This window comes from Thioclava sp. F42-5 (assembly GCF_002213195.1).
In the GTDB taxonomy this organism is placed as follows: Bacteria; Pseudomonadota; Alphaproteobacteria; order Rhodobacterales; family Rhodobacteraceae; genus Thioclava; species Thioclava nitratireducens.
In genome coordinates this window covers 129888-155810 of sequence record NZ_NBNZ01000006.1, presented here as the reverse complement: position 1 = coordinate 155810, position 25923 = coordinate 129888, and the positions used below count along the sequence as shown (strand labels likewise).

General features: G+C 65.5%; 25 protein-coding genes and 1 riboswitch. Of the genes, 7 read left to right on the top strand and 18 right to left on the bottom strand.

Going from position 1 to position 25923, the window contains the following annotated elements:
- Positions 1-301: 301 nt before the first annotated feature.
- Both B6V74_RS15585 and B6V74_RS15580 read left to right on the top strand, forming a co-directional pair.
- Positions 302-1120, top strand: coding sequence for an alpha/beta hydrolase (locus B6V74_RS15585; protein ID WP_075775054.1), 819 nt, complete (start codon positions 302-304; stop codon positions 1118-1120).
- A gap of 116 nt (positions 1121-1236) precedes the next feature.
- Positions 1237-1821 (top strand): hypothetical protein, encoded by a 585-nt coding sequence (locus B6V74_RS15580; protein ID WP_088723324.1) that lies wholly within the window; start codon positions 1237-1239, stop codon positions 1819-1821.
- 9 nt (positions 1822-1830) lie between these two features.
- On the opposite strand, the gene B6V74_RS15575 is transcribed toward B6V74_RS15580, so the two are convergent.
- The 4 genes from B6V74_RS15575 to B6V74_RS15555 form a co-directional block, all read right to left on the bottom strand.
- On the bottom strand, positions 1831-2622 hold the full coding sequence (locus B6V74_RS15575) for a hypothetical protein (protein ID WP_146694570.1): 792 nt from the start codon (positions 2620-2622) through the stop codon (positions 1831-1833).
- Positions 2623-2691: 69 nt separating this feature from the next.
- A complete protein-coding gene (locus B6V74_RS18820) occupies positions 2692-3444 on the bottom strand; it encodes a protein tyrosine phosphatase family protein (protein ID WP_146694569.1) in 753 nt (250 codons plus the stop codon).
- Positions 3445-3485: 41 nt separating this feature from the next.
- Positions 3486-4130, bottom strand: coding sequence for a DUF6691 family protein (locus tag B6V74_RS15560; RefSeq protein ID WP_088718449.1), 645 nt, complete (start codon positions 4128-4130; stop codon positions 3486-3488).
- Complete coding sequence (locus B6V74_RS15555; RefSeq protein WP_088718448.1) at positions 4127-4642, bottom strand: YeeE/YedE thiosulfate transporter family protein; 516 nt, start codon at positions 4640-4642, stop codon at positions 4127-4129. The genes B6V74_RS15560 and B6V74_RS15555 overlap by 4 nt, the downstream gene beginning before the upstream one ends.
- A 154-nt stretch (positions 4643-4796) precedes the next feature.
- Between B6V74_RS15555 and B6V74_RS15550 the strand changes: the two genes are divergently transcribed.
- Positions 4797-5675 carry a serine hydrolase domain-containing protein gene (locus B6V74_RS15550; protein WP_240497125.1) on the top strand — a complete coding sequence of 293 codons (879 nt, stop codon included), beginning with the start codon at positions 4797-4799 and terminating at the stop codon, positions 5673-5675.
- 261 nt (positions 5676-5936) lie between these two features.
- On the opposite strand, the gene B6V74_RS15545 is transcribed toward B6V74_RS15550, so the two are convergent.
- The 9 genes from B6V74_RS15545 to speB all read right to left on the bottom strand — a co-directional run bounded on the left by B6V74_RS15545 (position 5937) and on the right by speB (position 15769).
- Positions 5937-7547 (bottom strand): FMN-binding glutamate synthase family protein, encoded by a 1611-nt coding sequence (locus B6V74_RS15545; protein WP_088718446.1) that lies wholly within the window; start codon positions 7545-7547, stop codon positions 5937-5939.
- An 81-nt stretch (positions 7548-7628) separates the two neighbouring features.
- Complete coding sequence (locus B6V74_RS15540) at positions 7629-8420, bottom strand: cobalamin-binding protein (RefSeq protein WP_206185211.1); 792 nt, start codon at positions 8418-8420, stop codon at positions 7629-7631.
- Complete coding sequence (locus B6V74_RS15535; RefSeq protein ID WP_088723320.1) at positions 8420-9166, bottom strand: ABC transporter ATP-binding protein; 747 nt, start codon at positions 9164-9166, stop codon at positions 8420-8422. The genes B6V74_RS15540 and B6V74_RS15535 overlap by 1 nt, the downstream gene beginning before the upstream one ends.
- Complete coding sequence (locus tag B6V74_RS15530; RefSeq protein ID WP_088723319.1) at positions 9166-10149, bottom strand: iron ABC transporter permease; 984 nt, start codon at positions 10147-10149, stop codon at positions 9166-9168. The genes B6V74_RS15535 and B6V74_RS15530 overlap by 1 nt, the downstream gene beginning before the upstream one ends.
- Entirely contained in the window at positions 10146-10895 is a 750-nt protein-coding gene (locus B6V74_RS15525) for an ABC transporter substrate-binding protein (protein WP_168184239.1), read from the bottom strand. Before B6V74_RS15525 ends, B6V74_RS15530 begins: the two co-directional genes overlap by 4 nt.
- 103 nt (positions 10896-10998) lie before the next feature.
- Complete coding sequence (locus B6V74_RS15520) at positions 10999-12813, bottom strand: TonB-dependent receptor (RefSeq protein WP_088723317.1); 1815 nt, start codon at positions 12811-12813, stop codon at positions 10999-11001.
- Between the two features lie 137 nt (positions 12814-12950).
- Positions 12951-13145: riboswitch (cobalamin riboswitch) on the bottom strand.
- 29 nt (positions 13146-13174) lie between these two features.
- Complete coding sequence (locus B6V74_RS15515) at positions 13175-14221, bottom strand: DUF475 domain-containing protein (protein ID WP_075775064.1); 1047 nt, start codon at positions 14219-14221, stop codon at positions 13175-13177.
- A gap of 154 nt (positions 14222-14375) precedes the next feature.
- Positions 14376-14801, bottom strand: a complete 426-nt coding sequence (locus tag B6V74_RS15510; protein WP_088718440.1) for a DUF1499 domain-containing protein — start codon at positions 14799-14801, stop codon at positions 14376-14378.
- Complete coding sequence (speB, locus tag B6V74_RS15505) at positions 14798-15769, bottom strand: agmatinase (protein WP_088723316.1); 972 nt, start codon at positions 15767-15769, stop codon at positions 14798-14800. The genes B6V74_RS15510 and speB overlap by 4 nt, the downstream gene beginning before the upstream one ends.
- 391 nt (positions 15770-16160) lie before the next feature.
- On the opposite strand from speB, the gene B6V74_RS15500 reads away from it, so the two are divergent.
- Entirely contained in the window at positions 16161-16640 is a 480-nt protein-coding gene (locus B6V74_RS15500) for an Rrf2 family transcriptional regulator (protein WP_075775067.1), read from the top strand.
- 574 nt (positions 16641-17214) lie between these two features.
- Positions 17215-17574: a TfoX/Sxy family DNA transformation protein gene (locus B6V74_RS15495; RefSeq protein WP_088723315.1), complete on the top strand. Its 360-nt coding sequence runs from the start codon at positions 17215-17217 to the stop codon at positions 17572-17574.
- 1 nt (position 17575) lies between these two features.
- On the opposite strand, the gene ndk is transcribed toward B6V74_RS15495, so the two are convergent.
- On the bottom strand, positions 17576-17998 hold the full coding sequence (gene ndk, locus B6V74_RS15490; RefSeq protein WP_075775069.1) for a nucleoside-diphosphate kinase: 423 nt from the start codon (positions 17996-17998) through the stop codon (positions 17576-17578).
- Positions 17999-18270: 272 nt separating this feature from the next.
- Here ndk and B6V74_RS15485 point away from each other — a divergent pair, with 272 nt between their 5' ends.
- Positions 18271-20124 (top strand): ABC-F family ATP-binding cassette domain-containing protein, encoded by a 1854-nt coding sequence (locus tag B6V74_RS15485; protein ID WP_088723314.1) that lies wholly within the window; start codon positions 18271-18273, stop codon positions 20122-20124.
- Between the two features lie 84 nt (positions 20125-20208).
- On the opposite strand, the gene B6V74_RS15480 is transcribed toward B6V74_RS15485, so the two are convergent.
- The 4 genes from B6V74_RS15480 to B6V74_RS15465 form a co-directional block, all read right to left on the bottom strand.
- Positions 20209-21675, bottom strand: a complete 1467-nt coding sequence (locus tag B6V74_RS15480) for a carboxypeptidase M32 (RefSeq protein WP_088723313.1) — start codon at positions 21673-21675, stop codon at positions 20209-20211.
- Positions 21672-22826, bottom strand: a complete 1155-nt coding sequence (gene ctaA, locus B6V74_RS15475; protein ID WP_088723312.1) for a heme A synthase — start codon at positions 22824-22826, stop codon at positions 21672-21674. Before ctaA ends, B6V74_RS15480 begins: the two co-directional genes overlap by 4 nt.
- Before the next feature lie 144 nt (positions 22827-22970).
- Complete coding sequence (locus B6V74_RS15470) at positions 22971-23651, bottom strand: FAD-binding oxidoreductase (protein WP_088723311.1); 681 nt, start codon at positions 23649-23651, stop codon at positions 22971-22973.
- Positions 23652-23788: 137 nt separating this feature from the next.
- Positions 23789-24805: a hypothetical protein gene (locus B6V74_RS15465; protein WP_088723310.1), complete on the bottom strand. Its 1017-nt coding sequence runs from the start codon at positions 24803-24805 to the stop codon at positions 23789-23791.
- A gap of 234 nt (positions 24806-25039) precedes the next feature.
- Between B6V74_RS15465 and infC the strand changes: the two genes are divergently transcribed.
- On the top strand, positions 25040-25582 hold the full coding sequence (infC, locus tag B6V74_RS15460; RefSeq protein WP_075775147.1) for a translation initiation factor IF-3: 543 nt from the start codon (positions 25040-25042) through the stop codon (positions 25580-25582).
- Positions 25583-25923: the final 341 nt, after the last annotated feature.

Here is a 25923-nt window from a genome sequence, read left to right as displayed (position 1 = left end):
CCTGCGAAATGCGTCAGCTCGGCGTAGTCAGTTCTTGAAAGCAAACTGAAGCCGTAAGGAGACAGTGCATCTGGGAATCAAACGTAGCGAGAGAAGACATAAGGCGAACGGGCGAAAATTGCAATCGTCAAAGCGGGCGCGCCTCCTTGCGCACCCAATATCTTCGACGGCGACGCGCGGCTTCCCGCCGACGCCGGTCCGGGCGAGAAATCGAAGAGATTTTGGACCTTTGCCAAGGCGCCCGCGTTACTCCCTAGCGAACACAGAGATCTTCAGTCGATGAAGACCCAGGAGGACCCCCATGACAGCAGCTCCGCTTGGCCCCGGCCAACTCAACGCAATCGACCATGGCGGCTCGGGTCGGCCCGTGGTCCTGATCCACGGCTGGCCGCTCTCGGGCAAGGCGTGGGAACGGCAGGTCCCGGCCCTGCTCGACGCCGGCCACCGCGTCATCACCTATGACCGCCGAGGCTTCGGTCTGGCGGAAAAACCCACTGAGGGCTTCGATTACGACACGCTCGCCGCCGATCTCGATGCCCTCATCACGGCGATGGATCTGCATGACGTGACACTGGTGGGCTTCTCGATGGGCGGCGGCGAAGTCGCGCGCTACATCCGCAATCACGGCGAAGGCAGGCTGCGCGCCGCTGTGTTCGCCTCCGCCGTGACCCCCTATCTGATGCAGAGTGACGACAACCCCGACGGCCCGCTGACCAAGGAGGCCGCCGAGGAGATGGAGCAGGGCCTGCGTGATGGCCGCGAGACCTTCTTCCCGCAATTCGTCGAGACTTTCTACAGCGCCGGCGGCGAGCTCAAGGCCTCGGACGAGGATTGCGAAAAGGCGGTAACGCTGTGCAACCAGTCCGACCAGAGCGCGGCGCTCGGCTGCATGGAAGCGTTCGGCACGACCGATTTCCGCGCCGACCTAGAGGCCGTGCGGGTGCCGGTTCTGGTGATTCACGGCGACAGCGACGAGATCGTTCCGCTCGAAGGCTCGGCCGCGCGGACCTACAAGGCGATCCCCGACAGCCAGTTCTTCACGATCAAGGGCGCGCCGCATGGCTGCAACGTCACCCATTCGGAAGAGTTCAACATCGCGCTGATGGAGTTCCTGAAGTAACGCACCCGGGCTTCGGCCTTCTATCAGTCCGGCCCGCGATCCCTTGCGGGCCGGGTTTCTATTGTCTAAAATGTTCATGTTTTGTTTTCACCACCCCTCTCTGTCGCTGCGACCCGATGACCACGCCCCACCCTTTCCCCCTGCGCGAAGGCCGCACCCATGAGGTTTGCGGCATGGGCACCACGAGCTTCGCCTGCGCGGTCTGCGCCAGCACCACGGGACCGATCCTCTGGGTGAACGAACGCCATCGCCGCGAAGGGCTCAATCCGCGCGGTCTGGTGAGCTTCTTCGACCCGGCGCGGCTTCTGCTGGCGCGCGGCAAGGACCAGACCGACACGCTCGCGGTGATGGAAGAGGCGCTGCGCGACGGCTCGGTGCCGCTTGTGATCGGGGAATTGCCGCGCGAGATCGGGCTGACGGTGGGGCGGCGGCTGCAACTGGCCGCCAAGGAGGGCCGCGCGACGGGACTGTGCCTGATCCTGCCCGATGGCGGATCGAACGCGGCGGAGACGCGCTGGCACGCGATGCCGATTTACGACAAGCTGCTGCGCGAGGGCGTGGACTCGCCGCGTCTGCGCTGGCGGCAGCTGAAGAACAAATCCGGCCCCTGCCGCGCCTGGGAGGTGGAGTGGAACGCGAAGACCCGCACGCCCGAGATCCTGTCGGTCAATGACTGCGCACCGTCGAGCGTGCCGGTGTAGCCCTATGCCTCAGAGGTCGAGCTTGTCCTCGATCGCGCCGATCTGGGCGACCGGATCGACGGGCCACTGGCTGATATTCTGCAAGCCGCGATCTTCCAGCACCTCGCTGCCCGGATGATCCGCCAGCCACGCCTCGATCTGTGCATCGCGGGCGCGCAGGAGTGCGGCGAATTGCGGTCGGTAGAGCGTGACCATCGCGCTCAGCCACAGGTTCACCGCCCAGTTCGGATGCGCCAGTTCGATCGCGAAATGATCGAGCAGCCGGATCATGTCCTCGGCGCGGTAGAGGCATTCGTCCGTCACCCAGCGATTGGTGGTGAAAATGCGGATCGCCCGGCCCTTCGCATCCACGCTGATCGCGCCGATATGGACGAAGCGCGCGGACCTGTCCTCGGGGATTTTCGCACCGGGCAGATCCCACGGCTCCAACCCCGGAATGATCCCTTCGGGGCGCATGAACAGGTGGAAATGCCCGTTCTCTCCCTCGGCCATCTCGCGCGCGTCATGGGCATGGTAGAAATAGTGGCAATGCGTCTCGGTATCGAAGACATCGCCCTGCGGGTAGCGCGACCAGACAAGGAAATCCCCCTGCCCGCGCAGCACTTCCGAGACGACGCTCATTCCCGATTTCGCCAGAACCGTCTCGCATTCGAGCACGGTCTCGGCCGCGTCATGCATCTCTTCCAGTCGGGCACGAGGCAGCCCCTCGATCCCCGGATCGGCGATGCGCAGCGTGGGCGCTGGCGTCGCCGGGTTGGCACTGTCTGGTGACATCTCGGAGGATGTTTCGGGTCGAGTCATCGGTCTCTCCTCATGCGAACGGGGCCAGCCTAGGCGCTGACCCCGTCCTTGTCATCGCGGCATCTGCGCTCAGAGCGGCTCCATGCCGAGCATCTCACGCACAGCCGGTTCACGCGAGGTCTTCAGACCAATCTGGCGGCCTTCCTGCACGGCGATCTCGTTTGGAACGCCTTTCGAGGCACGGTAGAGCGCCCACATCGCGCCCACGCGGTTCGCGCTCTCGCAATGCAGCAGGATCGGGTAGTTCGCCGGGTCTTCGACGATCTTCGCGAATTCGGCGACCTGTTCCTCGGTCGGCGCCTTGGTCGGCACGGAGATCTGGATATAGTTCATCCCGGCCTTCTGCACGAGATCGCCCTCGTTCGGCGCGCCCTCGTCAGGCTTGAGCAGACTCACGACGGTCTTGAAGCCGAGCATCTTAAGCATCGGGATGCCCGTCGGGTCGATGAAGCCACCGGTGCCGACATAGGGCGTCGCGCGCAGGTAGTTGTCGACGATCGGGGGCATCTTGTCGCCATAGGGCGCCTGCGTGGCCTTGACGGTAGTGTCATAGGGCCCGCTGGCGATCGGTGCCGCGTCGTTGCCCGCATCCGCAGCCTTTGCCGCCGAGGGGGCGCAGGGGTTCGCCGCGACGGGCGCGCAGGGGTTGGCCGCCGCCGGAGCGCAAGGGTTGGCCGGAGCGCAGGGGTTCGCGACCGCCGGCGCACAGGGGTTGGTCGCCTGCGCGCTGGAGGTGGCGGGAACCGCGGCGCTCATCGCGACCGCCGTCACCGGCACCATCGCGGCGCGCATCAGGCTCTTGCGTTTCTTGTGCAGTTTCATGGACTTTGTCCTCCCTAGGCTATCGTCCGTGTTAATACTGGTTACCCACGCGCGTTTGCTGATGTCAGGGCGAACTCGTCGGCCTCGTCATCCGGGGCGCATACCTCTTCGGCGGTGAACGGACCGCCACGCGACCGCTCGAGGATCGTGCCGAGGCGGAAGCCCACAGCGGCGATGATGATCAGCGCCAGCAGGATCACCCATTCCGGCAGCCCGAAGAGCTGCGGCAGGGTCTGCGCCGTCGGCCCCTGACCTGCGAGGTAGAAATCCTTGATCGGGTCGAACACCCAGGCGAAGACCGAGGTGCCGAGCACCATGCCGATCGCGAAGACCACCGCGTCGATCCGGCCCGAGGCCACACCGACCACGGAGGTGCCCGGGCAGTAGCCGCCCACAGCAAATCCCGCGCCGATGAAGACACCGCCCAGCAGGATCGCCCAGAAGAAGAGCGTCGGGATGAAGACCGCGGCCGGGCCCATCCAGCCCATCGTCCGCAGCACGTAGAGCCCCACGGCGCAGACGATCACCGCGGTGAACATCACCTTGAAGACCGAGAAGTCGCGCAGCGTGAACTGCCCCGTCAGCTTGCGCGGAGAGCCGAAGCCCGCCGCTTCCAGCGCATAGCCGAACAGGATGCCCGACAGGAGGCCCGAGGCTATGCCGCTATCGTAAAGAGGGATGCTCATTGCCAGATCCTCCGCATCATCATGGAGACGGCGAAGCCCGCCGCGAAGAAGCCGATCAGGAAGACGAAGCCCGCCACGGCGAGCGTCGCGCTGCCCGACAGACCCAGACCCGAGGTGCAGCCGCGCGCCAGACGCGCGCCGAAGCCCACCAGCGCGCCGCCCAGCAGCGCATAGACGAGGCGATTGCCGGAACTGGTGCGCGGCCCGCGCTCCACCTTGACCGAGATCCGGCCCGCGCCTTTGGCGCCGAGCCACGCCCCGATCAGGACGCCCACCACTTCCCAGGTGATCCAGCTCAGAAGCGGGCTGCCTGCAGCCATGAAAGGACCGAAATAGGAATTGCTGGCGGTCGCCTGCGGGGCGATCCAGTCATTGGCCTGCGCCGCGAAGCGGGTCACGAAGCCGGATGCGCCGAGCCCGTGCCCGGTCACGATGAAGGTCAACAGCAACGCGAGGCCGAGCGCAGTGCCGGCGGCGAGCGGTGACCAGAACGGTTTTGGAGCGTCTCTCATGAAAACCTCCGATCCTCCCATAATCATATTCAAAGATGATGATACAACACACCCGAACCGTTTCAACATTTTTAACCGCTGCAATGCGGCAAATGACATATTGTCGGAAAGCACCCTACCCGCCCGCCAGAGAAAACCACCGAAAGCCAAAGCCTTGCCCCAATCCCCCGTCTCCTTCACCGCGACGATTGATCGCGACGGTCGCTGCGAATTGGCGCGGTCGGGGGCGCGGCTTTTTCCCTATTGGAGCTTTACCAAACCGGTGATTGCGGCTCTGGCGCTGATGCTCGAGGCCGAGGGGGGGCTCGACCTGCGCGCGCCGCTCGACCTGCCGGAGCTGCCTGGTGGCATCACCCTCGCCCGTCTGCTCGACCACAGCGCGGGCCTGCCCGATTACGGCACCCTGCCCGACTATCACGCCGATGTCGCCGCCAGACGCGCACCGTGGCCGCGCGATCTGCTGGTGGCACGGGTTTTGGCGCAGCACTCGCGCGACGAGTGGCGCTATTCCAACCTCGGTTACATGCTCGCCCGCGAGGCGATCGAACGGGCAGCCTGCCGGAGCCTCGCGGAGCTGGTACGAGACCGGATCGCTGGACCGTTGGGGCTTGAAAGCGTGCGGCTCGCGGAGGAGCCTGCCGATTTCGTAGAACTTCACTGGCCCGAGGCGCGCGACTACCATCCCGGCTGGGTCTATCACCGCACGCTGATCGGCACGGCGGGTGATGCGGCGCGGCTGTTGCGCGGGCTGAGCGATCTGCTCTCGCAAGACGCATTCGCCCGCATGACCGCCTGTCGCGAGGTGGGCGGCGCGCTGCCGGAGCGACCTTGGACGCGGCATGGCTACGGGCTGGGGCTGATGTGCGGCGACTGGGGCGAGACGCGCGTTTTCGGCCATTCCGGCGCGGGGCCGTTCAGCGCCAACGCCGTCTATCACTGCCCCGAGACGGGCCGCACCGTCGCCGCCTTCACGCATGGCCCCTTCGAGGGGCCGGCGGAGATCGCAGTGGCAAAGCTCGTGGCGGGGCGGTGAGGGCTGCGCCCGGCGCTGGGGGGGCGCATGCGCTCCCTAGGTGGATTTCCGTTTATCGCTCCACCTCTCCCTAACTTGCGTTCGCGCGGCTCCGGTGCAGATGCGCCCTCCCGGAGGGAGGGTTGCGCGCCGCCCGGGCTGACCGCCCGGGCGAAGGCACGGTTTCAGACGCGTCCGAAGCCTCCGGCGCATACCTCGTCGCCAAAAAGAAAGGCGGCAACCTCCGTCGCCGCCTCTCCCAAGATACCGGGAAATCTGATCTCACACGCCGCTGTCGAAGGGCTCGAACGCCTCGGCGCGGGCACGCTTCCAGCGCTTGAGATAGCCGAAGCGGTCGTCATCCTCGCGCAGAAGGAACCCTTCGGGCATGTAGTGATAGATCTCGTCGCCCACTTTGAAATCCCGCTCGCGGTCGCGCACCAGCAGGTGATGCGGCAGGAACTGGCCCGGATGGGTGAGGCCCGCAGCCCCCGTCATTTCGGCCAGCGCCTTCATCGTGTTGCGGTGGAAATTGGCCACGCGTGTCGCCTTGTCCGGCACCACCAGCGCGCGCTGACGGATCGGATCCTGCGTGGTGACGCCGGTCGGGCAGCGGTTGGTGTGGCACGACTGCGCCTGAATGCAGCCGATCGAGAACATGAAACCGCGCGCCGAATTCGCCCAATCCGCCCCGATCGCGAGCACCTTGGCGATGTGGAACGCGGTGACGACCTTGCCCGAGGCCCCGATCTTCACCTGATCGCGCAGCCCCGCACCGCGCAGCGTGTTGTGCACGAAGCTGAGCCCTTCCACGAGCGGGAAGCCCATGTGGTTGGCGAATTCCAGGGGCGCGGCACCGGTGCCGCCTTCCTTGCCGTCGACGACGATGAAATCGGGCGTGATACCGGTCTCGAGCATCGCCTTGACGATGCACATGAACTCGCGGCGATGCCCGACGCAGAGCTTGAAACCCACTGGCTTGCCGCCCGACAGTTCGCGCAGTTCGCCAATGAATTCCATCATCTCGATCGGCGTCGAGAAGGCCGAATGCGAGGCGGGCGAGATGCAGTCGCGATCCATCGGGATGTCGCGCGCCTCGGCGATCTCGGGGGTGATCTTCGCGGCCGGGAGCATGCCGCCGTGGCCCGGCTTCGCACCCTGGCTCAGCTTCAGCTCGATCATCTTGACCTGCGGGTCCTGCGCGCGCTTGGCGAATTTCTCGGGGTTGAAGCTGCCATCGTGATTGCGGCAGCCGAAATAGCCCGAACCCACCTCGAAGATCAGATCGCCGCCCTCCCGGTGATAGCGCGAGATACCGCCCTCACCGGTGTCATGCGCGAAGCCGCCCATCTTCGCGCCTCTGTTGAGCGCCATGATCGCGTTCGCCGAGAGCGCTCCGAAGGACATCGCCGAAATATTGTAGATCGACGCCTTGTAGGGCTGTTTGCAGGTCTCGCCGCCGATCTCGACGCGGAAATCGCTATCCTCGATGTGGCGCGGCTTCACCGAATGGGTGATCCACTGATAGCCAGATTCCGACACACGCATCCGCGTGCCGAAGGGCTTGGCGTCCTCGATATCCTTGGCCCGCTGGTAGACGATCGTGCGGGTGGCACGCGAGAACGGCACCTCCTCGTCGTCGCCTTCGATCAGGTATTGCCGGATCTCGGGGCGGATTTCCTCGAAGAAGAAGCGCAGATGGCCGAGGATCGGATAGTTCCGGGTGATGGCGTGGCGGCCCTGGATCAGGTCGTAGATGCCGACCAGCGTCAGGAAACCGAAAAGGATCGCGGCGACCAGAAACCAATCTGTCAGGATCAAGCCGGAAAGCGCGAAGAGCGTCAGCAGGGCTGACAGGACGAGCGGAGAAAACCGTATGAAACGCGTGAACATGCCCCCTCCCGCGGGGTTTTTTGTCTTGTGTTCGCTTTGCCCGCCCACTCTAGCGTGCGCGGGTTCTATGTCGAAGAACAATTACGCCCGCAACCCCGGATCGGACCAGATAGCCGCCTCGAGCGCATCGAGCCCGTCGGTCAGCGCGGCGGGGCCCGGTTGCAGAATGAGGGTCGATTTGACCTCGTGCAGCCGGTTTCGCGCAACAGCCGGAACGTCCTGCCAGCCTGGCCTTGCGGAAACTTTCTCGGGGCGGAATTTCTTGCCGCACCAGGAGCCCACGATGACCTCAGGCGCGGCTGCGATCACTTGTTCGGGAGCGACGATGCGATCCTTGGCTTTGCCCTCTTTCGCCAGCTCGGCGAAGACATCGCGCCCACCCGCGATCTCGATCAGCTCCGACACCCAGCCGACGGCGGAGATCAGCGGCTCGTTCCATTCCTCGAACCAGACGCGCGGACGGCTCGGGCGCGGCTTCGCGGCGATCTCCGCCAGACGCGTCTCGTAGCCTGCGGCCAACAGTTCCGCCCGCTCGGTGCAGCCCACCAGCGCGCCCAACGTGCAGATCATGTCGAGGATGCCGGCGACCGAGCGCTGGTTGAACGCGTGCACGGCGACGCCCTCGCGCACCAGCCCCGCGACGATGTCGGCCTGAAGGTCCGAGAACGTCAGGACGAGGTCCGGCTCCAGCGCAAGGATCTTCGGTAAATCGGCGGAGATGAAAGCGGAGACGCGCAGCTTTTCCTGCCGTACCCGTTTGGGCCGCACCGCGTAGCCCGAGACGCCGACGATGCGCGCGTCCTCGCCCAGAAGGTAGAGCGTCTCGACCGTTTCCTCGGTCAGGCAGACGATGCGTTCAGGAGGAAATGCCATCAGATCCCCAATGTGGAAAGTGGTTGGAAAACAGCGCCTTCCGACGTGATTTTAAAGTGCGCGCGGATGTGGAAGACCTGCGCGAGAAGCGTCTCGGTCAGGACCTCGCCGGGCGGTCCATCCGCCACAAGCCGCCCGCGATCCATCACCCAAAGCCGGGTGCAATGGCGCGCGGCCAGCCCCAGATCATGCAGTGAGGTGACGACGGCGCCGCCCGCCTGCGCGTGGGCGCTGAAGACCTGCATCGTCGCGATCTGCGCCGCCGGATCGAGCCCGGCGATGGGCTCGTCTGCGAGGATCAGCGGGCTTTCCTGCGCGAGCGCCCGGGCGATCAGCACCCGCGCCTGCTCGCCGCCCGAGAGCTGCGTGGCGGCGCGGTCTCGGTAAGTGTCGAGCCCCATCCGGCGCAGCGCTTCTTCCACCGCCGCCGCCCCGCGCGTCGCCTGATCGCGGCCATGCGGCAACCGCCCCAGCGCGACGAGATCGGCAACCGACAGCCCCCAGGCGATTTCGCGCGCCTGCGGCAGCCACGCCGCCGCCCGCGCCCGCGCCATCGGATCGAGCGCCGACAGCGAGCTGTCCCCGCGATGCGACAAGAGCCCCATCGCACCGCGCAGCAGCGAGGTCTTGCCCGCGCCGTTGGGCCCGATCAGCCCGATCAGCTCGCCCGGCGCGACCTGCGCCGAGACGTGATCGACGACCGGGCATTCGCCCCGCAGAACGGTCAGGTTTTCCAGCTTCAGCATCAGCCCTCGTGCCCCATCTTGCGGATCATCGACAGGAAGAACGGCGCGCCGACCAGCGCGGTCAGCACCCCCAGTTTCAGGTCGCGCTCAGGCGCGATCACCCGCGTCGCGATATCGGCCAGCGTCAGCATCGCCGCCCCGCCAAGCGCCGAAGCCGGAAGCAGCCGTGAGGGCCGCGCGCCCACGGATTTGCGCAGCAGATGCGGCACGACGAGGCCGACGAAGCCGATCGCACCTGCGACCGCCGTGGCCGCACCGACCATGAGCGCGGTCCCGAAGACGACCTGAAGCCTCAGTTTTTTCAAAGAGATACCAAGCGAAGCTGCAGCATCCTCCCCAAGGCTCAGCGCATCCAGCCCGGCCCCTGCGCGCAGCAGGATCAAAGCGCCCACGATCAGGAACGGCAGCGCCAGGGCGACATGGGTCATCGACCGATCGGCAAGCGAGCCCATCATCCAGAACACGATCTCGGCCGCGGCATAGGGCGACGGAGCGAGGTTCAGCACCAGCGCGGTCGCCGCCGCCGCCAGCGCGGAGACGGCGATGCCTGCAAGGATCAGAACCAGCGCCCGGCCCTCGCGCCCGGCAAGGATCAAGATCAGCGCGACGGCCACGCCCGCGCCCGCCAGAGCGGCGAGCGGCAGGGCCAGGGCGAAGAGCGCGTAGAGCCCGGTCTGGATCGCGATGACCGCGCCAAGCGCCGCTCCGGCAGAGGTGCCGATCAGCCCAGGCTCGGCCAGCGGATTGCGCAGGAAGCCCTGCATCGCGGCGCCAGACAGCCCCAAGGCCGCGCCGACACCGATACCGAGGATCGCGCGCGGCAGGCGCAGCTCGCGCATCACCAAGCCCGCCGCGCCATCGCCGGAAATGAGCGCGGATATCCCGTCGAGCGGCGAAATCCCCGACGGTCCGATCAGCAGCGACGCTGCGAAAAGCACCGCGCAGAAGGCTGAGAGGAAAATGAGGATCGCGCGATAACTCATTGCGTTAACTTCTCTTTCTCGATCTTGCGCCCAAGCGTCGCCAGTTGCCCTACCGCATTCAGCATCGCCGGTGCGCCGCAGGTCCAGCTCGCATCGCGCAGGCCCCGCACGACCGGAAGATCGCGCAGCACCGGGTGCGCCAGCACCTCCTGCGCGCGGCTCGTGCCGGTGCCGCCTTGCGAGCCCCCCACGACCACCAGATCGGGGCGATCCATCACCAGATCCTCCAGAGGCAACCGCCCGCCCCAGTCGAGCCCCGGCCCGCTGACGACGTTCTGAAACCCTGCCATTTCAAGGATTTGCCCTTCAAGGGTCCGCGGCCCGTAGCCATAGCCCGAGGGCCCGATGATCGCAGCTTTCAGCCCCGGCGCGGGTGTCTGGATCGCCGCCAGCCGCGCATCGAAATCCGCGAGCATCTTCGCCGCGCGACCGGGATGGCCAAGAAGCTTCCCCATCGTCTCGATCCGGCCGCGGATCTCGGGCAGCGAGGTGCCGGGCGGCAGTTGCTCGACCCGGATCCCGAGCGTGCGCAACATGCGGATCGTGTCGGGGTTCGACCACGTATCGGCCAGCACGAGATCGGGATGGAGAATGGAGATTTCCTCGGCACGACCGTAGTTTACGGGAAGGTCTTCAACCTGTTTCCAGTGCACCGACATCGACGGGTCGGTCGCGAAATGGCTGACCGAGACGATCTGCGACGGATCGGCCAGCGCCAGCGCCAGCTGATCGGTGCAGAGGTTCATGGAGACGACCCGCCGCGGCACATCTCCCGCAGGCTCTTCCGCCCATGCGGAGGAGGTCGCCGCCAGGGCGGCGAAAAGGGCGGCGCAAACCGCCCCTTTCAGATCAGAACCGCGCACGCAGCCCCACATAGGCGGCGCGACCCGAGGTGCCGTAGCCCGGCCAGAGCTGGTAATCGGTGTCGGTCAGGTTCTCGATGCGCAGATAGGCCTCCTTCTGGTTGCCCAGATCGTAGGTCATCTGCGCGTTCAGCAGGCCGTAATCGGGCTGGCTCTGACGATCGGTGACCACACGCATATCGGCGGCGAGCGTGATCTTGTCGGTCACCTGCGCGTCGATGCCCGCGGTCAACGTATGACGCCCGAAGGCCGAGTTCCACGTCGATCCCGACGACAGCCCGTCGGGGTTCTTCCAGTCGAGATAGGTGTAGCCGAGGCTGTAGTTGATCTTGCTGGTGATCGGCCCTTTCAGCCCCAACTCCAGCCCCTGCCGCTTCGCGGTGCCCGAGGTCTGGTAGTAGGTGCCGTCGTAGTCGATCAGGTCGTCCACCTCGATATGGAACAGCGTCGCGGTCAGCTTATGCGCACCGAAGTCACGCTCGACGCCGAGATCGTAGCTCAGCGATTTCTCGGGCTTGAGGTCGGGATTGCCCACGTAGCCGTCATAGAGTTCATAACCCGACGGCGCGCGGAAGCCATTGCCGATCGACGCCCGGTAGAGCGTCGCGGCGTCGGCCTGCCACGTCACGCCCAGACGACCCGTGGTGTTGCCGCCGAAATCCGAGTGATCGTCGTGGCGCGCGGAGGCGGTCACGTTCACCCCGTCCATCGGCGAGAAAGCATATTCACCGAAGATACCCGTATCCGCCGTGAGGACGTGGCCCGAGACATAGGTGCCTGTATAGGTTTCCAGCGTGCGATCCGCCCCGAAGGTCAGCCGCCCCGGCCCGAGATCCGTCGAGGCTTCCCAGTCCAGTTTGCGGCGCTTGCCCTCGTAGCCATAGTCATAGACCGGATACCAGCGCGAGGTCGTGTAATAGGTCAGACCGAGCTCGTGATCGAGCGGGCCGGTCGCGAATTTCGCGAAGAGACGTCCGCCCCGCTCCTTGTGGATCGTGTATTCCCCGTCGTCGGAGGGCGGCGAGGTGAAGGCATTGTCGAACTCGCCCCGATCGTTCTGCGCGAACCCGTTGAAGCCGATCAGCAGATTGTCGGAGATGCGCTTCTGCGCGCGCAGGCTGACACGGTCGGCGCGGTAGCCGTCCTTCTCGGTATTGCCGTTCTTCTTGTCGGCGGCCGAGAAGCCTGCAGTGTAAATTTTCGACAGCTGAATCGCGAGCTCGTCATCGCCCTTCTTCCAGCCGAAATTATAGGCCGCATTCGCGGTGTGGTAGGAGCCGAGCTCGAGCTTGACGCTTTGGCTCACGCCATCCTCGGTCGGGCGCGGCGTGTCGAGGTTGATCACACCGGCGACCGCCTGCCCGCCATAGACCGCCGATTGCGAGCCGCGCATGATCTCGACCCGGTCGTAGTTGAACGTGTTGAACCGGCCCAGGTCGGGCAGCACCTGCGTCGCGGACGGATCGGAGACGTCGATCCCGTCCACCATGACCTTCACGTAGTTCTGCGACACGCCGCGAATGGTGAAGCCGGTCTGCGCGCCCATCGGCCCGCGCGACAGGATGCCGACGCCCGGCGACTGCGCGATCAGGTTGGCGAGACGGGTCTGGCCCGAACGCTCCAGCTCCTTGCGCGACAGCACGGTGACCGCCTGCGCGGTCTTGTCCGACGATTGCGGCTCGAGCGCGCCGTGATAGATCACGATCTCATCGAGTTGGTAAGGTTGCGCATCTTGCGCGAGCGCGGGGCCTGCCAGCGCTGTGGTGAGCATCAGGCCCACGGTCAAACGGGTGCGGATCATATCCAATTCCCTCGTGCCGCGACTCTGCGGTCGCGTGAACTTCGTATTGCAAGTCTTTGGAAATTTTGAATTTCCGCCGACGGTGAAAAATGTCACCACTGACGGAAGACCGCCTCCGCTGCGCGCCCCGCACAGGCAGAAAGGATGAGCGCCTCGGCAGGTCTCCTGGCTCGCGGGTCCTGGTTCCGGCTGGCCTTCCCGGGTCTCCCCAGTGGCTCAGTCAGCCGTCACTCGCCGCTCACAGTTGCGGGGGCAGCCCCGGAATGAATGCACGCATCGCACCGGGTTCCCTTTTCATCCGCTTTCGCGGAACCGAAGTGCCCCTGCTGTGCCGCGCGCGCCGCACTGAGTCAAGAATATTTCAGCTTTCCACAGCGCGTCGGCAGCGCCGGTTGAACCGGATCGAGGATAGCAGCGCGAGACCGATCAGCCCGGCCCCGATCAGGCCGGTGATCACCTCGGGCACTTCCACCAGCGTCTGCGCGAACATGACGACGGAGAGGATCAGGATCGACCAGAAGGCCCCGTTCTCGAGATAGCGGAATTCGCTGAGCGTGTTGCGCTCCACCAGCATCAGGGTCATCGAGCGCACGTACATCGCGCCGATCCCCAGACCGATCGCGATCAGAAACAGGTTCTGGGTCAGCGCGAAGGCCCCGATCACCCCGTCGAAACTGAAGGACGCATCGAGCACTTCGAGATAGAGAAACGCGCCGAGGCCCGCCTTGGCCGTCTCGGCGGCGATATTCGTCCGGTCGAGCACGTGGCTGAGCACCTCGACGCCGAGAAAGGTCGCAAGGCCGCAGATGGAGGCGAAGAGGAACTCGTCCTCGCGCCCCTCCGGCAGAATCCAGGTGAAAAGCAGAACGACGACCAGCACGAAGCCGATCTCCAGACCCCGGATCGACGCGAGCGCCCGCAACCGGCGCTCCAGCGCGCGGATCCAGTCGACCTCCTTGCCCTCGTCGATGAAATAGGTGAGCGCGACCATCATCAGGAAGGCGCCACCGAAGCCCGCGATCGACAGATGCGCGTCCTCGATGATCTCGGCATATTCGGCCGGGTGTTTCGCAGCCAGAAGAACCGCATCCCACGGTCCGATGCCGGCGGCGATCACGACGATCAGAAGCGGGAAGAGGATACGCATCCCGAACACCGCGATCAGGATACCCCATGTCAGGAAACGACGCTGCCATTTCGGCGTCATCTGGTGCAGCTTGTTGGCGTTGACGATGGCGTTGTCGAAGCTCAGCGAGATTTCCAGCACGGCCAGCACGGCAGTGATCATCAGGAAAGAGACCGCGCCGCCAAGCCCTCCGGTCTGGGCGAACCCCAGCGCGAAGGACCCGACCAGCCCTGCCACCGTGACGGCGATGGCCCAGGAAAAATAACGATACATGATGGTCATGCTGGCTCCGGCTGCATGAGGCCTCACTTAGGCTTCGCCCCCTGTCTTCGCAAGGGAGCGCACTGGCAGAGTTGGTCTGTGTGACCCTACGGCGTGGGGCGGGTCGGCGGGAAAACGCGGCGCAAGATACCCTGCGCACGGCGGGTCGCGCCCGCTAGAGCCCGACCTCGTCGAGCCAGCCCTTGATCCGCGCCTCGTTCACCCCGAGATCGGATTTCCCGTAGACGAGGTGCCCGCGGATCTGCAGCGTATCGCCTTCGATCCAGAGCGTGGTGACATCGGGAAAGCCCCAGACGGCCGAGCGCGTCACATAGGCCGCGTAGCCCTCGTCGGCGCTGCCCGCGACGCGCTTGGTGCGCGCGGTGCCCCGGATGATCTTGTCGAGCGCGGCCATCTGCGCCGGCGGATCGGAGACGTCGCGCACGGCCTGAAACCCGCCTGTCTCCGGGTGGTCACCGGGCGCTTTCGCCAGCCCGTCGACATCGAAGCGCGCCGGATCAATCGGGGCGAGACGCACCCACCCGTCGGCCGCCACCACGACGGCGAGCCCGAGCGCGAGGATCGTCACGGCCCGTTTCATGCCGCCCTCTCCCGCATCGCCCAGCCCGCAAGGGCGATCAGCTCGGTCGCGACATGGGCCCCGGCGATCGCCGTCACCCCGGTCGGATCGTAGGGCGGAGAGACTTCGACCACGTCGCCGCCGATCAGGTTGATGCCCTTCAGCCCGCGCAACAGCTCTGCCGCCTGCCAGCTCGCCAGACCGCCCCAGACAGGCGTACCGGTGCCGGGCGCGAAGGCCGGGTCCAGACCGTCGATGTCGAAGGTGAGGTAGCAGGGTCTATCACCCACCACCGCGCGGATGCGTTCGAGCGTGGGACCGATCCCTTCGCGATGCACGCTCGGCGCATCCACGATGTTCACGCCCAGCGTGTCGGGATTGTCGGTGCGGATGCCGACCGAGACCACATTCTCCGCCCGCACGACGCCCGATTTGATCGCCTTGTAGAGGAAAGTGCCATGGTCGATCCGGTCCATGTCGTCATCGGCCCATGTGTCGGAATGGGCGTCGATCTGGATCAGCGCGATCTCGCCATGCGCGGCGACTGCCGCGCACAGGATCGGCAGCGTGATGAAGTGATCGCCGCCGAGCGTGATCGGCACCACACCCGCCCCGAAGATCGCGCCGAGATGCGCCTCGATCCGGCCCGGTACCTCGGGCACATTGGCATAGTCGAAGGGCATGTCACCGTAATCGACGATCGCCAGCTCGGAGAGCGGGTCATAGCCCCAGCCATAGGGCGCATCGAAAGCCTGCAGCGTCGAGGCTTCGCGGATCGCGCGCGGCCCGAACCGCGTGCCGGGGCGGTTGGTCACCGCCTGATCGAAGGGGATGCCGGTCACGGCGATCTGCGCGCCTGCGAGGTCTTTCGTGTAGCGCCGCCGCAGGAAGCTGGTCGCGCCACCGAAGGTATTCTCGAAGCTCAGACCGCGCGCATCTACGCGCGTAAAGGCCTGATCCACTTGGGTTTTCGCATCTTCCAGAGCCATGGTGCCCTCCCTTTCGCCCGCGAAATCTGCGCCAGCCCTCGCGGGAGGTCAAGTTGCCCCGCAAGGCGACGAGGGACGTGTCCGAACCCGCGCACTCCGACAAGGGCCCGCCTGGGGCGATCCGGGCCGGGCAGCGCCCGCAACCGCGCGAACCGGGCGCAGACGACCGAAGCTCTCATTCGCTCACGCAACCGTGTGTCGCGACTTCACCGAATGGACGCGCCCGCCGCGCCGGCCCGGCAGCCACGCTTCACCCAACCGATATTGGCCCGCGTGACAACGGCGCGGCAAAATCTCGCCTCGGCGCGAAAATTTCCAATGAATGTGACATAGGTCAAACTTGCGAGGCAAACTTATCTATATCACCGCCGCGTGAGCTGGAGGAGTTACGATGCGTTTGACCACTCGAACCAATCTCGCGATGCGTGTGCTGATGTTCTGTGCGGTCAATCCGGACCGCACCGTGCGCAAACACGAGATCGCGGAAGCCTGCAATGCGTCCGAGAACCATCTGGCGCAGGTGATCAACACCCTTGCGCATGAGGATTTCATCACCACCCTGCGCGGCCGCGCCGGTGGCATGAAACTTGCGCGCCCACCCGAACAGATCGGTGTCGGCAACGTGCTGCGCGCCTTCGAGGCCCGCCTGCCTTTCGCGGAATGTTTCGACACCGAGACCAACACCTGCCCGCTGCGCGACGCCTGCCTGTTCCGCGATGCGCTGAGCGAGGCGCTCGAGGCGTTCTACGGAACGCTCGACCGCAAGACCATCGCCGATCTGGTCGAGAACAACACCGCTCTGGAGGCGATGCTCAGCCTGCCCGGCCTGCAACCCATCCCGATCTGCACGGCGGCGCGAGCTGCGCGATAGCCCTTTGAAACAAGGCTCCGCGCAGGCGGCCCCGATAGGTCCGAATTCTTGACGCACTCGCGCCAAAATCCGCGCTTTCGTGTCGGCGACGTCACAGTTTCATGACGGTCGCTCACGCCAATGCGACCAAAAATCAGTTTCGCTTGACCGACCCTTTTCTCGGCGAGAGCCTGTGGCTACTTGTCGCAGCAACGGGAAGACCCCGCTAGAACGCGACTCATCACAAGGCTTAGGTCATGCAACAGCAATCGGGCAATCAATCAGGCCAGCAACAGCAAGGCGGCACGAACCGCCCTGGCCAGCAACAAGGCCAAACGGGCAATACGACCCAACAGAACGGCACCGTATTCGACGATTGGGCGTCCATCTGACGCCCTCTCTCGCGCCGCGATGATAGCGGCCCAGGCAGGCCCCGCAACCGGCATCTTCATCCATCGACGGTTTTCGCGCCGCCCGCCATTCGATCTCTCCTTCGCGCTGCTCTTGCGTGGCGCGAAGCCCAGCTTCAGACTGCGATGATCCGCCAATCCGTCGCGCTGCCCTTGCCGCGCGGCCCGAAGGACCGTCCGGCACGATGAGCACCTCTCTCACCTCCATCAAGGGGATCGGCCCCGCCACCGCCGAAGGCTTCATGCGCGCCGGGATCACCTCGGCGGAAAAGCTGCGCGAGATCGGGGCGGACGCCGCCTATGCCGCCTGGATCGAGGTCGGGAACCCCGCCCATTTCATCGGTTACTACGCACTGCACATGGCGCTGCAGGGTCGGCCGTGGAACGACTGCCGCGGGGCGGAGAAGGCCGCATTCCGCAAGAAATTCGACGCGCTCAAGGCGCGGATCGCAGCGGAGGACAGCTCCGCGCCTTCCGCAAAAGAAAAGGGCCGCGCCCGGCTGGACGCGGCCCTCTCGGAAATTGGTCTGATCGCGAAACGCTAGATCAGCCGACGATCTCGAGACCCGAGAAGAAGAACGAGATTTCTTCCGCAGCGGTTTCCGGAGCGTCGGAGCCGTGCACCGAGTTCTCACCCACGGAGAGCGCGTATTCCTTGCGGATAGTGCCCTCGTCGGCTTCCGCCGGGTTGGTCGCGCCCATCACTTCGCGGTTCTTGGCGATCGCGCCTTCCCCTTCGAGGACCTGAACGACGACCGGCTCGGACGCCATGAATTCGCACAGTTCGCCGTAGAAGGGGCGCTCTTTGTGCACTTCATAGAACTTGCCGGCCTGTTCCATGGTCAGCTGGATGCGCTTTTGCGCGACGATGCGCAGACCCGCTTCCTCGAACTTGGCATTGATCTTGCCAGTGAGGTTGCGCTTGGTCGCGTCGGGTTTGATGATGCTCAGCGTGCGTTCGATGGCCATGTGTGACCCTTTCCTTGTGTTCGCGGGCCGGAAAGCCGGTCCGAAATATCCCGCGCCTGCTATCATGCAGGGGCTGGCTTGAAAAGCCCTCATGGGCGGGCCCGGGGCGAGTCTAGCGCGGTTTCGTGACCGTTTGGTCAAGGCAGACCGGCGGGCCGCCGGGCGTCACGCGCCGAAGGGCGCCTCCGGCGGGGATATTTTTTGCCAAGCCGAAGGGGCGCGGCGCGCAGCAGCGATTGACTGTCGCGCGCCCCTGCGCCAAGTCAGGCCCCATGTTGCGCATCTCCGATATCTCTTTTTCGATCGAAGGCCGTCCGCTCTTTGCGAACGCCTCCGCTACGATCCCCGAAGGCCACAAGGTCGGCCTCGTCGGCCCCAACGGCGCGGGCAAGACCACGCTGTTTAGGCTGATCCGGGGAGAGCTGACGCTGGATGGCGGCGAGATCGCCCTGCCCTCGCGCGCCCGCGTCGGCGGCGTCGCGCAGGAGGTGCCGTCTTCTTCGACCTCGCTGCTCGACACCGTGCTGGCCGCCGATGAGGAACGCGCCAGTCTTCTAGCCGAGGCCGAGACGGCGACCGATCCGCATCGCATCGCCGAAGTGCATGCGCGGCTCGCTGATACCGACGCATGGTCGGGCGAGGCGCGGGCCTCCGCCATCCTGAAGGGGCTCGGCTTCGACATGGAGGCGCAGAAGCGCCCCTGTTCGGATTTCTCCGGCGGCTGGCGGATGCGCGTGGCGCTGGCGGGCGTGCTCTTCGCGCAGCCCGATCTGCTGCTTCTGGACGAACCGACGAATTATCTCGATCTCGAAGGCGCGCTCTGGCTGGAAAGCTACCTGATGCGCTACCCGCATACGGTGATCGTGATCTCGCACGACCGCGATCTGCTGAATCGCGCGGTGGGCTCGATCCTGCATCTCGAGGACAAGCAACTGACCCTCTATCAGGGCGGCTACGACACCTTCGCGCGCACCCGCAGGCTGCGCCGCGAGGCGCAGGCCGCGCAGGCCAAGAAGCAGGACGCGCGCCGCGCCCATCTGCAAAGCTTCGTCGATCGGTTCCGCGCGAAGGCCACCAAGGCCAAGCAGGCGCAGGCGCGGGTCAAGATGCTCGAGAAGATGGAGCCGATCACCGCGCCGGAAGAAGCGGCCAAGCAGGTCTTCACCTTCCCCGAGCCCGAGCAGCTCTCGCCGCCGATCATCGCGATGGAAAGCGCCGCTGTCGGCTATGGCGGCCCGGCGATCCTGAAGCGTCTCAACCTGCGTATCGATCAGGACGACCGGATCGCGCTTCTGGGTCGAAATGGTGAGGGGAAATCCACGCTTTCCAAGCTCTTGGCGGACAAACTTCAGGTGATGGAGGGCAAGATCACGCGGTCCTCCAAGCTTCGGATCGGCTATTTCGCCCAGCATCAGGTGGATGAGCTTGACCTGAAGGAAACGCCGCTCACCCATCTCAAGCGCGAGCGTCCCGACGAGCATCCCGCCAAGCTGCGCGCGCGGCTCGCGGGCTTCGGCCTCGGCGCGGATCAGGCGGAGACGGCGGTGGGCAAGCTCTCGGGTGGACAGAAGGCGCGGCTGTCGCTCCTGCTGGCGACGCTCGACGCGCCGCATCTCTTGATCCTCGACGAGCCGACCAACCACCTCGACATCGAGAGCCGCGAGGCGCTGGTGACTGCGCTCACCGAATATTCCGGCGCGGTGATCCTTGTCAGCCACGACATGCACCTGCTGGGTCTGGTCGCGGACCGGCTCTGGCTGGTGAAAGGCGGCGAGGTCGCGCCCTATCAGGGCGATCTGGAAAGCTACCGCGCCGAGCTGCTGGCGCCGCCGCCCGAAGACAAGCCCGCGAAGCCCGCAGCACCGAAAACGGCCAAGCCCTCCCGCGATGCGATGACGGCAATGAAGCGCGAGGTGCGCGACTGCGAAGCCCGGGTCGAGAAGCTTAGCGGCATGCTGGAGAAGCTCGACGCGAAACTCGCCGATCCCGCGCTTTACGAGCCGGAAAAGGCAAAGGACCTCGCGGTCTGGCAAGCGAAGCACACCGAGGCGACGCAGGCGATGGAGAAGGCCGAAGCACTCTGGATGGCGGCCTTGGAAAAGCTGGAAACCGCTGAGCAAAATTAAGATCGTCGAAGGGGCCGCCCGCCCCTTCCTCTTGACCCAAATATCCCCGCCGGAGGCGCCTGCCCTTTCGGCAAGCGCTTCGGCTCACAGCTTGTAGATGCCTTCGAATTTCCGCGTGAGATAAGCCAGCAGCGGCGTCTCGGTCGGCTCGGCCCCGCAGGCATGCCGGATCGTCTCGCGCGGCGTGCGCAACCCGCCGTGGACGCGCAGGTTTTCGTCGAGCCATTGTTTCGCGGGCGTCGCATCGCCCTCGGCGAGGGCTGCGTCGATCCCGGGCGTAACCGCGCGCATCGCCTCGTCCAGACAACCGGCATAGACATTGCCGAGCGCATAGGTCGGGAAATAGCCGAACAGCCCCACCGACCAGTGTACATCCTGCAGGAAACCCTGGCTGGGCTTGGTGACCTTCACGCCGAAATCCTGCTCGAAGCGGGCATTCCACGCCTCTTCGAGATCGGCGACCTCCATCTTGCCCGAGATCAGATCGCGCTCCAGATCGAAGCGCAGCATGATGTGGAGGTTGTAGTTCAACTCGTCCGATTCCGTGCGGATGAAGCCCATGTCGACGCGGTTGACCAACGCGTGGAAGGCCTCCGCATCCATGCCGAGATCGCCGAACGCATCGGTCATGCGCTGGTGCAGCCAGCCGGTGAACGGGGCCGAGCGGCCAAGCTGGTTCTCGTAGATCCGGCTCTGGCTCTCATGCACGCCCATCGAGACGCCATGGCCCAGCGGCGTGAAGCGATAGGCCGGGTCGATCGCCTGCTCGTAGGTGGCGTGGCCGACCTCGTGGATCGTCGAGTAGATATTGCCGAACGGGTCGCTTTCGGAGATGCGCGTCGTGATGCGCGCATCATCGCCACCGCCCGAGGAGAACGGGTGGACCGACATATCCAGCCGCCCGCGCGTCCAGTCATAGCCGAAGGCGGAGGCGCATTTACGCGCGAGCCGCAGCTGGGCGTTCTCGGGGAAGACCTTGTCGAAGGGCTGCGGCGAGACCTCCGAGCCCAGCACCCGGTCGCGCAGCTCCACCAGCGGGCCGCGCATCCGGTCGAAGACGGTGGCGATTTCCTTGGACGTCGCACCCGGCTCATAGTCGTCGAGCAGTGCGTCGTAGAGATTGCCCTCGGACAGGCATTCCGCCTCTTCGCGCTTCAGGCGCACAACCTCTTCCAGCGTCGGCAGGAAGGCGGACGCGTCCTCGTTGGCGCGGGCCTCGGCCCAGATGCCCTGGGACAGAGAAGTCAGCCGTGCCATCTCGGTCGCGAGGCGCGCCGGGATACGGGTCGCGCGGTTGTAGCTGCGCCCGACCAGATCGAGGATGCGCGCGCTCACCGCGTCGTCGGCCTCGGCGCGGACCAGCCAGTCTTCGATACGCGGATCGGTGCGGCGCGCATGCAGCACCGATTCCAGCGCCGCGGATTCCTCGGCGCGCTGATCGGCGGCGCCGCGCGGCATCATCACTTCCTGATCCCAGCTCAGCAGCCCGGCGATATTGCCCAGCGCTTCGGTTTCGCGCTGATGCGCGAGCAGGTCCTGATAGGCGCTCATACGCGGCCCTCCCGGATGGAACGAACAAGGGGGAAGCGCGCCATGTGACGCGCGCGGATCACGAGGACCCATGTAATAACGGCGCCGAACTGATGGATGAGACCCAGCCACCAGTAATTCACCAGCTCAAGCGCGGTGGTGATGCCCAGCACCATCTGGAAGAAGATCATCGCGGCCATCAGCGCGAAGGCTTCCTTGGTGCGCGGATGGGCCGAGCTGCGCGCGCGCCATGCGGCATAAAGGCCCGAGGCGAAGACGAGATAGCCGACCATCCGGTGCATGAATTGCACCAGCGCCGGGTTCTCGAAGAAGTTGCGCCAGATCGGCGTGTAATCGAAGCTCTCCGACGGCAGGAACTGTCCGTTCATCGAGGGCCATGTCGGGAAAGCGAGCCCGGCATCGATGCCCGCGGTCAGCGCGCCGAGAAGGATCTGCACGAAAACCAGCCCGATCAGCACCGAGCCGATCCGGGTCAGGCGCGGTTCGGCCAGACGCCGCGCCTGCAAAAGCGCCGATTCCGGGCGCGAGAGTTGCAGCGCGAACCAGGAGATCAGACCAAGGATGATGAAAGCGAGGCCGAGATGCGTGGCCAGACGATAAGAGGCGACCGACGTCATCCGCCCCACGAGGCCCGAAGACACCATCCACCAGCCGATCGCGCCCTGCAAACCGCCCAGTATCCCGAGACTGAACAGTCGACCCGTCCAGCCGGTCGGGATTTTCTTGGTCAGCCAGAAGCCGATGAAGCCGATGAACCAGACCATGCCGATCAGGCGGCCCAGCTGCCGGTGCCCCCATTCCCACCAGAAGATGCCCTTGAACTCGGACACGGTCATGTTCGGGTTCATGTATTTGAACTGCGGGCTCTCTTTGTAATGAGTGAATTCCGCCTGCCAGTCCGCATCGCTCATCGGGGGGACCGCCCCCGAGATCGGGTCCCAGCGCGTGATTGACAGACCGCTATCTGTGAGGCGCGTGGCCCCGCCTACCGCGATCATCGCCACGACCAGCGTGAACAGCACAAAGAGCCACATCCGGATCGCCCGGCGCGCGCCGCGCGGCTTGGCGTCGATCATCCCGCCCTTGGGCTCGGCCCGTTTGGCACTGCCCTCGGCTCCGACTTCCTCGAAGATGCTGCGTTTTTCGGCCATGCGTGCGGACCCCCGGCTTGTCTGTCGGCTTTTCTCGGCAAGAATTTGCGCGAGGGCAAACTAGGCCGCCCCCTTACCGGGGGCAAGGGGGCGGGAGAGCGCGGGATGCGCGGGCCGAGGCCACTTAGGCGTGATCGCGATGCGTCAGTCGAGATCTTCGCGGACGATGCGATCTTGCGAGACGCCGAGCTCTTTCAGCGTGGCCTCAAGCTCGTCCACCATTTCGTGGGGGCCGCAGACATAGAACTTGCCGCTCTCCTTCTCGACATAGGGCGCGAGGAAGCCGCGATCGATCTTGGCGGTTTGCACGCCCGCGCCGGGATCGTCCTGCTTGGTCACGGTCCAGACGGTCTCCAGCCCCGACATCGCCTCGAACTCGTCGCGCAGGATGATGTCGTCCTCGGTCTTGTTGGAGAAGATCAGGCGGCAACCCTCCAGCGAACCTTCGCGGGCCAGTCGGGCGCGCAGGATCGAGATGAAGGGCGTCACCCCCGCCCCGCCTGCGATGAAGGTGCCGGGGCCCTTGTCCTTGATAGCGCCCCACGGGTCGGAGACTTCCACCGCCTCGCCGGGCTTGAGCGTCGCGATCTGCTCTGTCACGCCGCCATGGTCCGGATAGGACTTTATGACGAATTCCAGCGTGTCGCCGTCCACCGGGTTCGTGAAGGTGAAGGGACGCTTCTCGTCGGTCCAGCCCTCCCGGGTGAGGTTCAGCTCGACCGCCTGACCGGGGTCGAAGTCGAACCCGTCGGGGCGGGGGAAGACGAGGTGATGCGTGTCATGGGTGACGGGGCTGATACTTTGCAATTCGAGACGGGTGCTCATGAACGGCTCCTTTCGTTGAAGAGCGAACGCGAGGCTTTGCGCAGGCGTTCCCATCCGATCCGCGGAATGCGCAAAGAAAAGGGCCGCGCGATTGGATGTCGCGCGACCCTTGGGGATTTCGAGGGGTAGCGGCGCGATCAGAAGCCGAGCGCCGCGCGGATCTGATCGACCACCCCTTCCACGAGTTGCGGATTGTCGCGGGCGCTTTGCACCGCCGTGCGCAACTGCGCCTTCGTGGCCTCGGGCAGCTCGGACGTATCGACGATGTCGATCACCCTGTCGGCGTCGAACCCTTCCACGGTCAGCGCCTTCGCGGCGCTCATCACGCCCTGGCCCTGCACCGGCGTCTGGGTATCGCCACCGCTCGCGGCGCCTGCGGGGGCTGCCGCCTGCGTCGCATTGGTGGCGGCGGCCGCGGCGTCGGCGGCGGCATTCGCGGCTTGGCTGGCGGCCTCGGCGGCTGCTTGCGCCGCAGAACTCGCCCCCTCGATCGCGGTCTCGCTCGCATCGGCCTGCGCGCCGCTGGCGGCGGACGCCGCCGCGTTCGCAGCCTTCGCGGCCGCTTCCGCTGCCGCCGTCGCGGCCTTCGCGGCATCGGTGGCGGCGGCACTGGCCGCATCGCTGGCGGAATTCATCGTGGCTTTCGCAGCCTCGTTCGCAGCCGAAGCGGCGTCCTTGGCGGCGCTGGTCGCGTCGCTCGCCGCCTGCTTGGCTGTATCGGTCGCTTTCGAGACGGTATCGGCAGCGCCCTGGGCGGCATCGGAGGCAGCAGTTTGCGCCTGATCGGCCCCCTTCTTCGCGGCCTCTTTCGCGGCATCCGCCGCATCCGACGCCGCGTTCGAGGCGGCATCCGTCGCGCCTGCCGCCGTGTCCTTCATGCTTTCCGCGGCATCCGAGGCGGCCTGCGTCGCCTTGTCGGCCGCGTCGGAAGCGGCTTGGGTCGCCTTGTCCGCGGCGGCCTTCACCGACTCGCTTGCGGATTTCACCGCATCGCTGGCCTTGTCGGCCATGGTCTTTCCGGCGCTCTCGGCGCTCGTAGCGGCCTTCGACGTCGCATCGGTCGCTTCGGTTCCGTCCGAGATATCGGTATTCAGGATGATCAGTCCGGCGGCCACCCCCAGCACCACGATCACTGCTGCCACAAGCTTGTTCATCACGCTATTTCCCTTGATTGTCTTGCTCTGCGGGCCCTCTTCGCCCGACCACGATCTTCGAACGCAGCGGCCCGCGAGGCCCGCGATCGCGCGGCAAACGCCTTGGCCCTGCCCGGCGGGACACAACGCAGATCCTCCCTGCCCGGTTCCCGTGCCTTTGCGGTTGAATACGGCGGCACTCGGGACTATCTTTTCCGCCCGAAATTACTCAATGGCTACAGAAGGATTCCCACCATAGCCCGCAGACCCCACAACGCCCCGCCGACCCGTGATACCGGCCCCCGAGTGAACGGACGCATTCGCGCGCCCGAGATTCGCCTGATCGGTGCAGAGGGTGAGAATGTCGGCGTGGTTTCCCCGCGCGAAGCGATGGCCATGGCCGAAGAGGCCGGGCTCGATCTCGTGGAGATTTCGCCCAACGCCAACCCGCCCGTCTGCAAGATCATGGATTTCGGCAAGTTCAAATACGAACAGCAGAAGCGCGAAGCCGAAGCCCGCAAGAAGCAGAAGACGATCGAGATCAAGGAAGTCAAATTCCGCCCGGGCACCGATGTGCACGACTATGACGTCAAGATGCGCAACGTGGTGAAGTTCCTCGAGAACGGCGACAAGGTGAAGGTCACCCTGCGCTTCCGCGGCCGCGAGATGGCGCACCAGGATCTGGGTCTCGAGTTGCTCAACCGCGTCCGGAGCGACGTGGGCGAGTTGGGCAAGGTCGAGAACATGCCCAAGCTCGAAGGCCGCCAGATGGTGATGATGATCGCCCCGGCTAAATAAGCGGCCGAGCCTTCCGAGACGGTTTGAACCCTCCCCTCACCGGGAGGGTTTTTTCATGGCCCGTGGCGGGCGGCGGGCGCATCTCGAGGGGGTGAAAAATTAAAGCGCCGCGGGAGGGAGACCCGCGGCGCGTTTGGGGAAAGACGAGGGAGAACGTCTGTTCCTCTGGTCGGGTTCTGTGCGGCGTCGACCGCGTCAGGGAGATCAAGAACCCGATGCACTTGTGATATGGGAGTATCCGTGTGCTGAACTTGACTTAGGTCAAAACTCATCGCGTTTGAACTGCGACAAACTGTTCCAATGGTCACGTTTCTGGCAGGCTCGGTGAGGCGGGCGTGAGG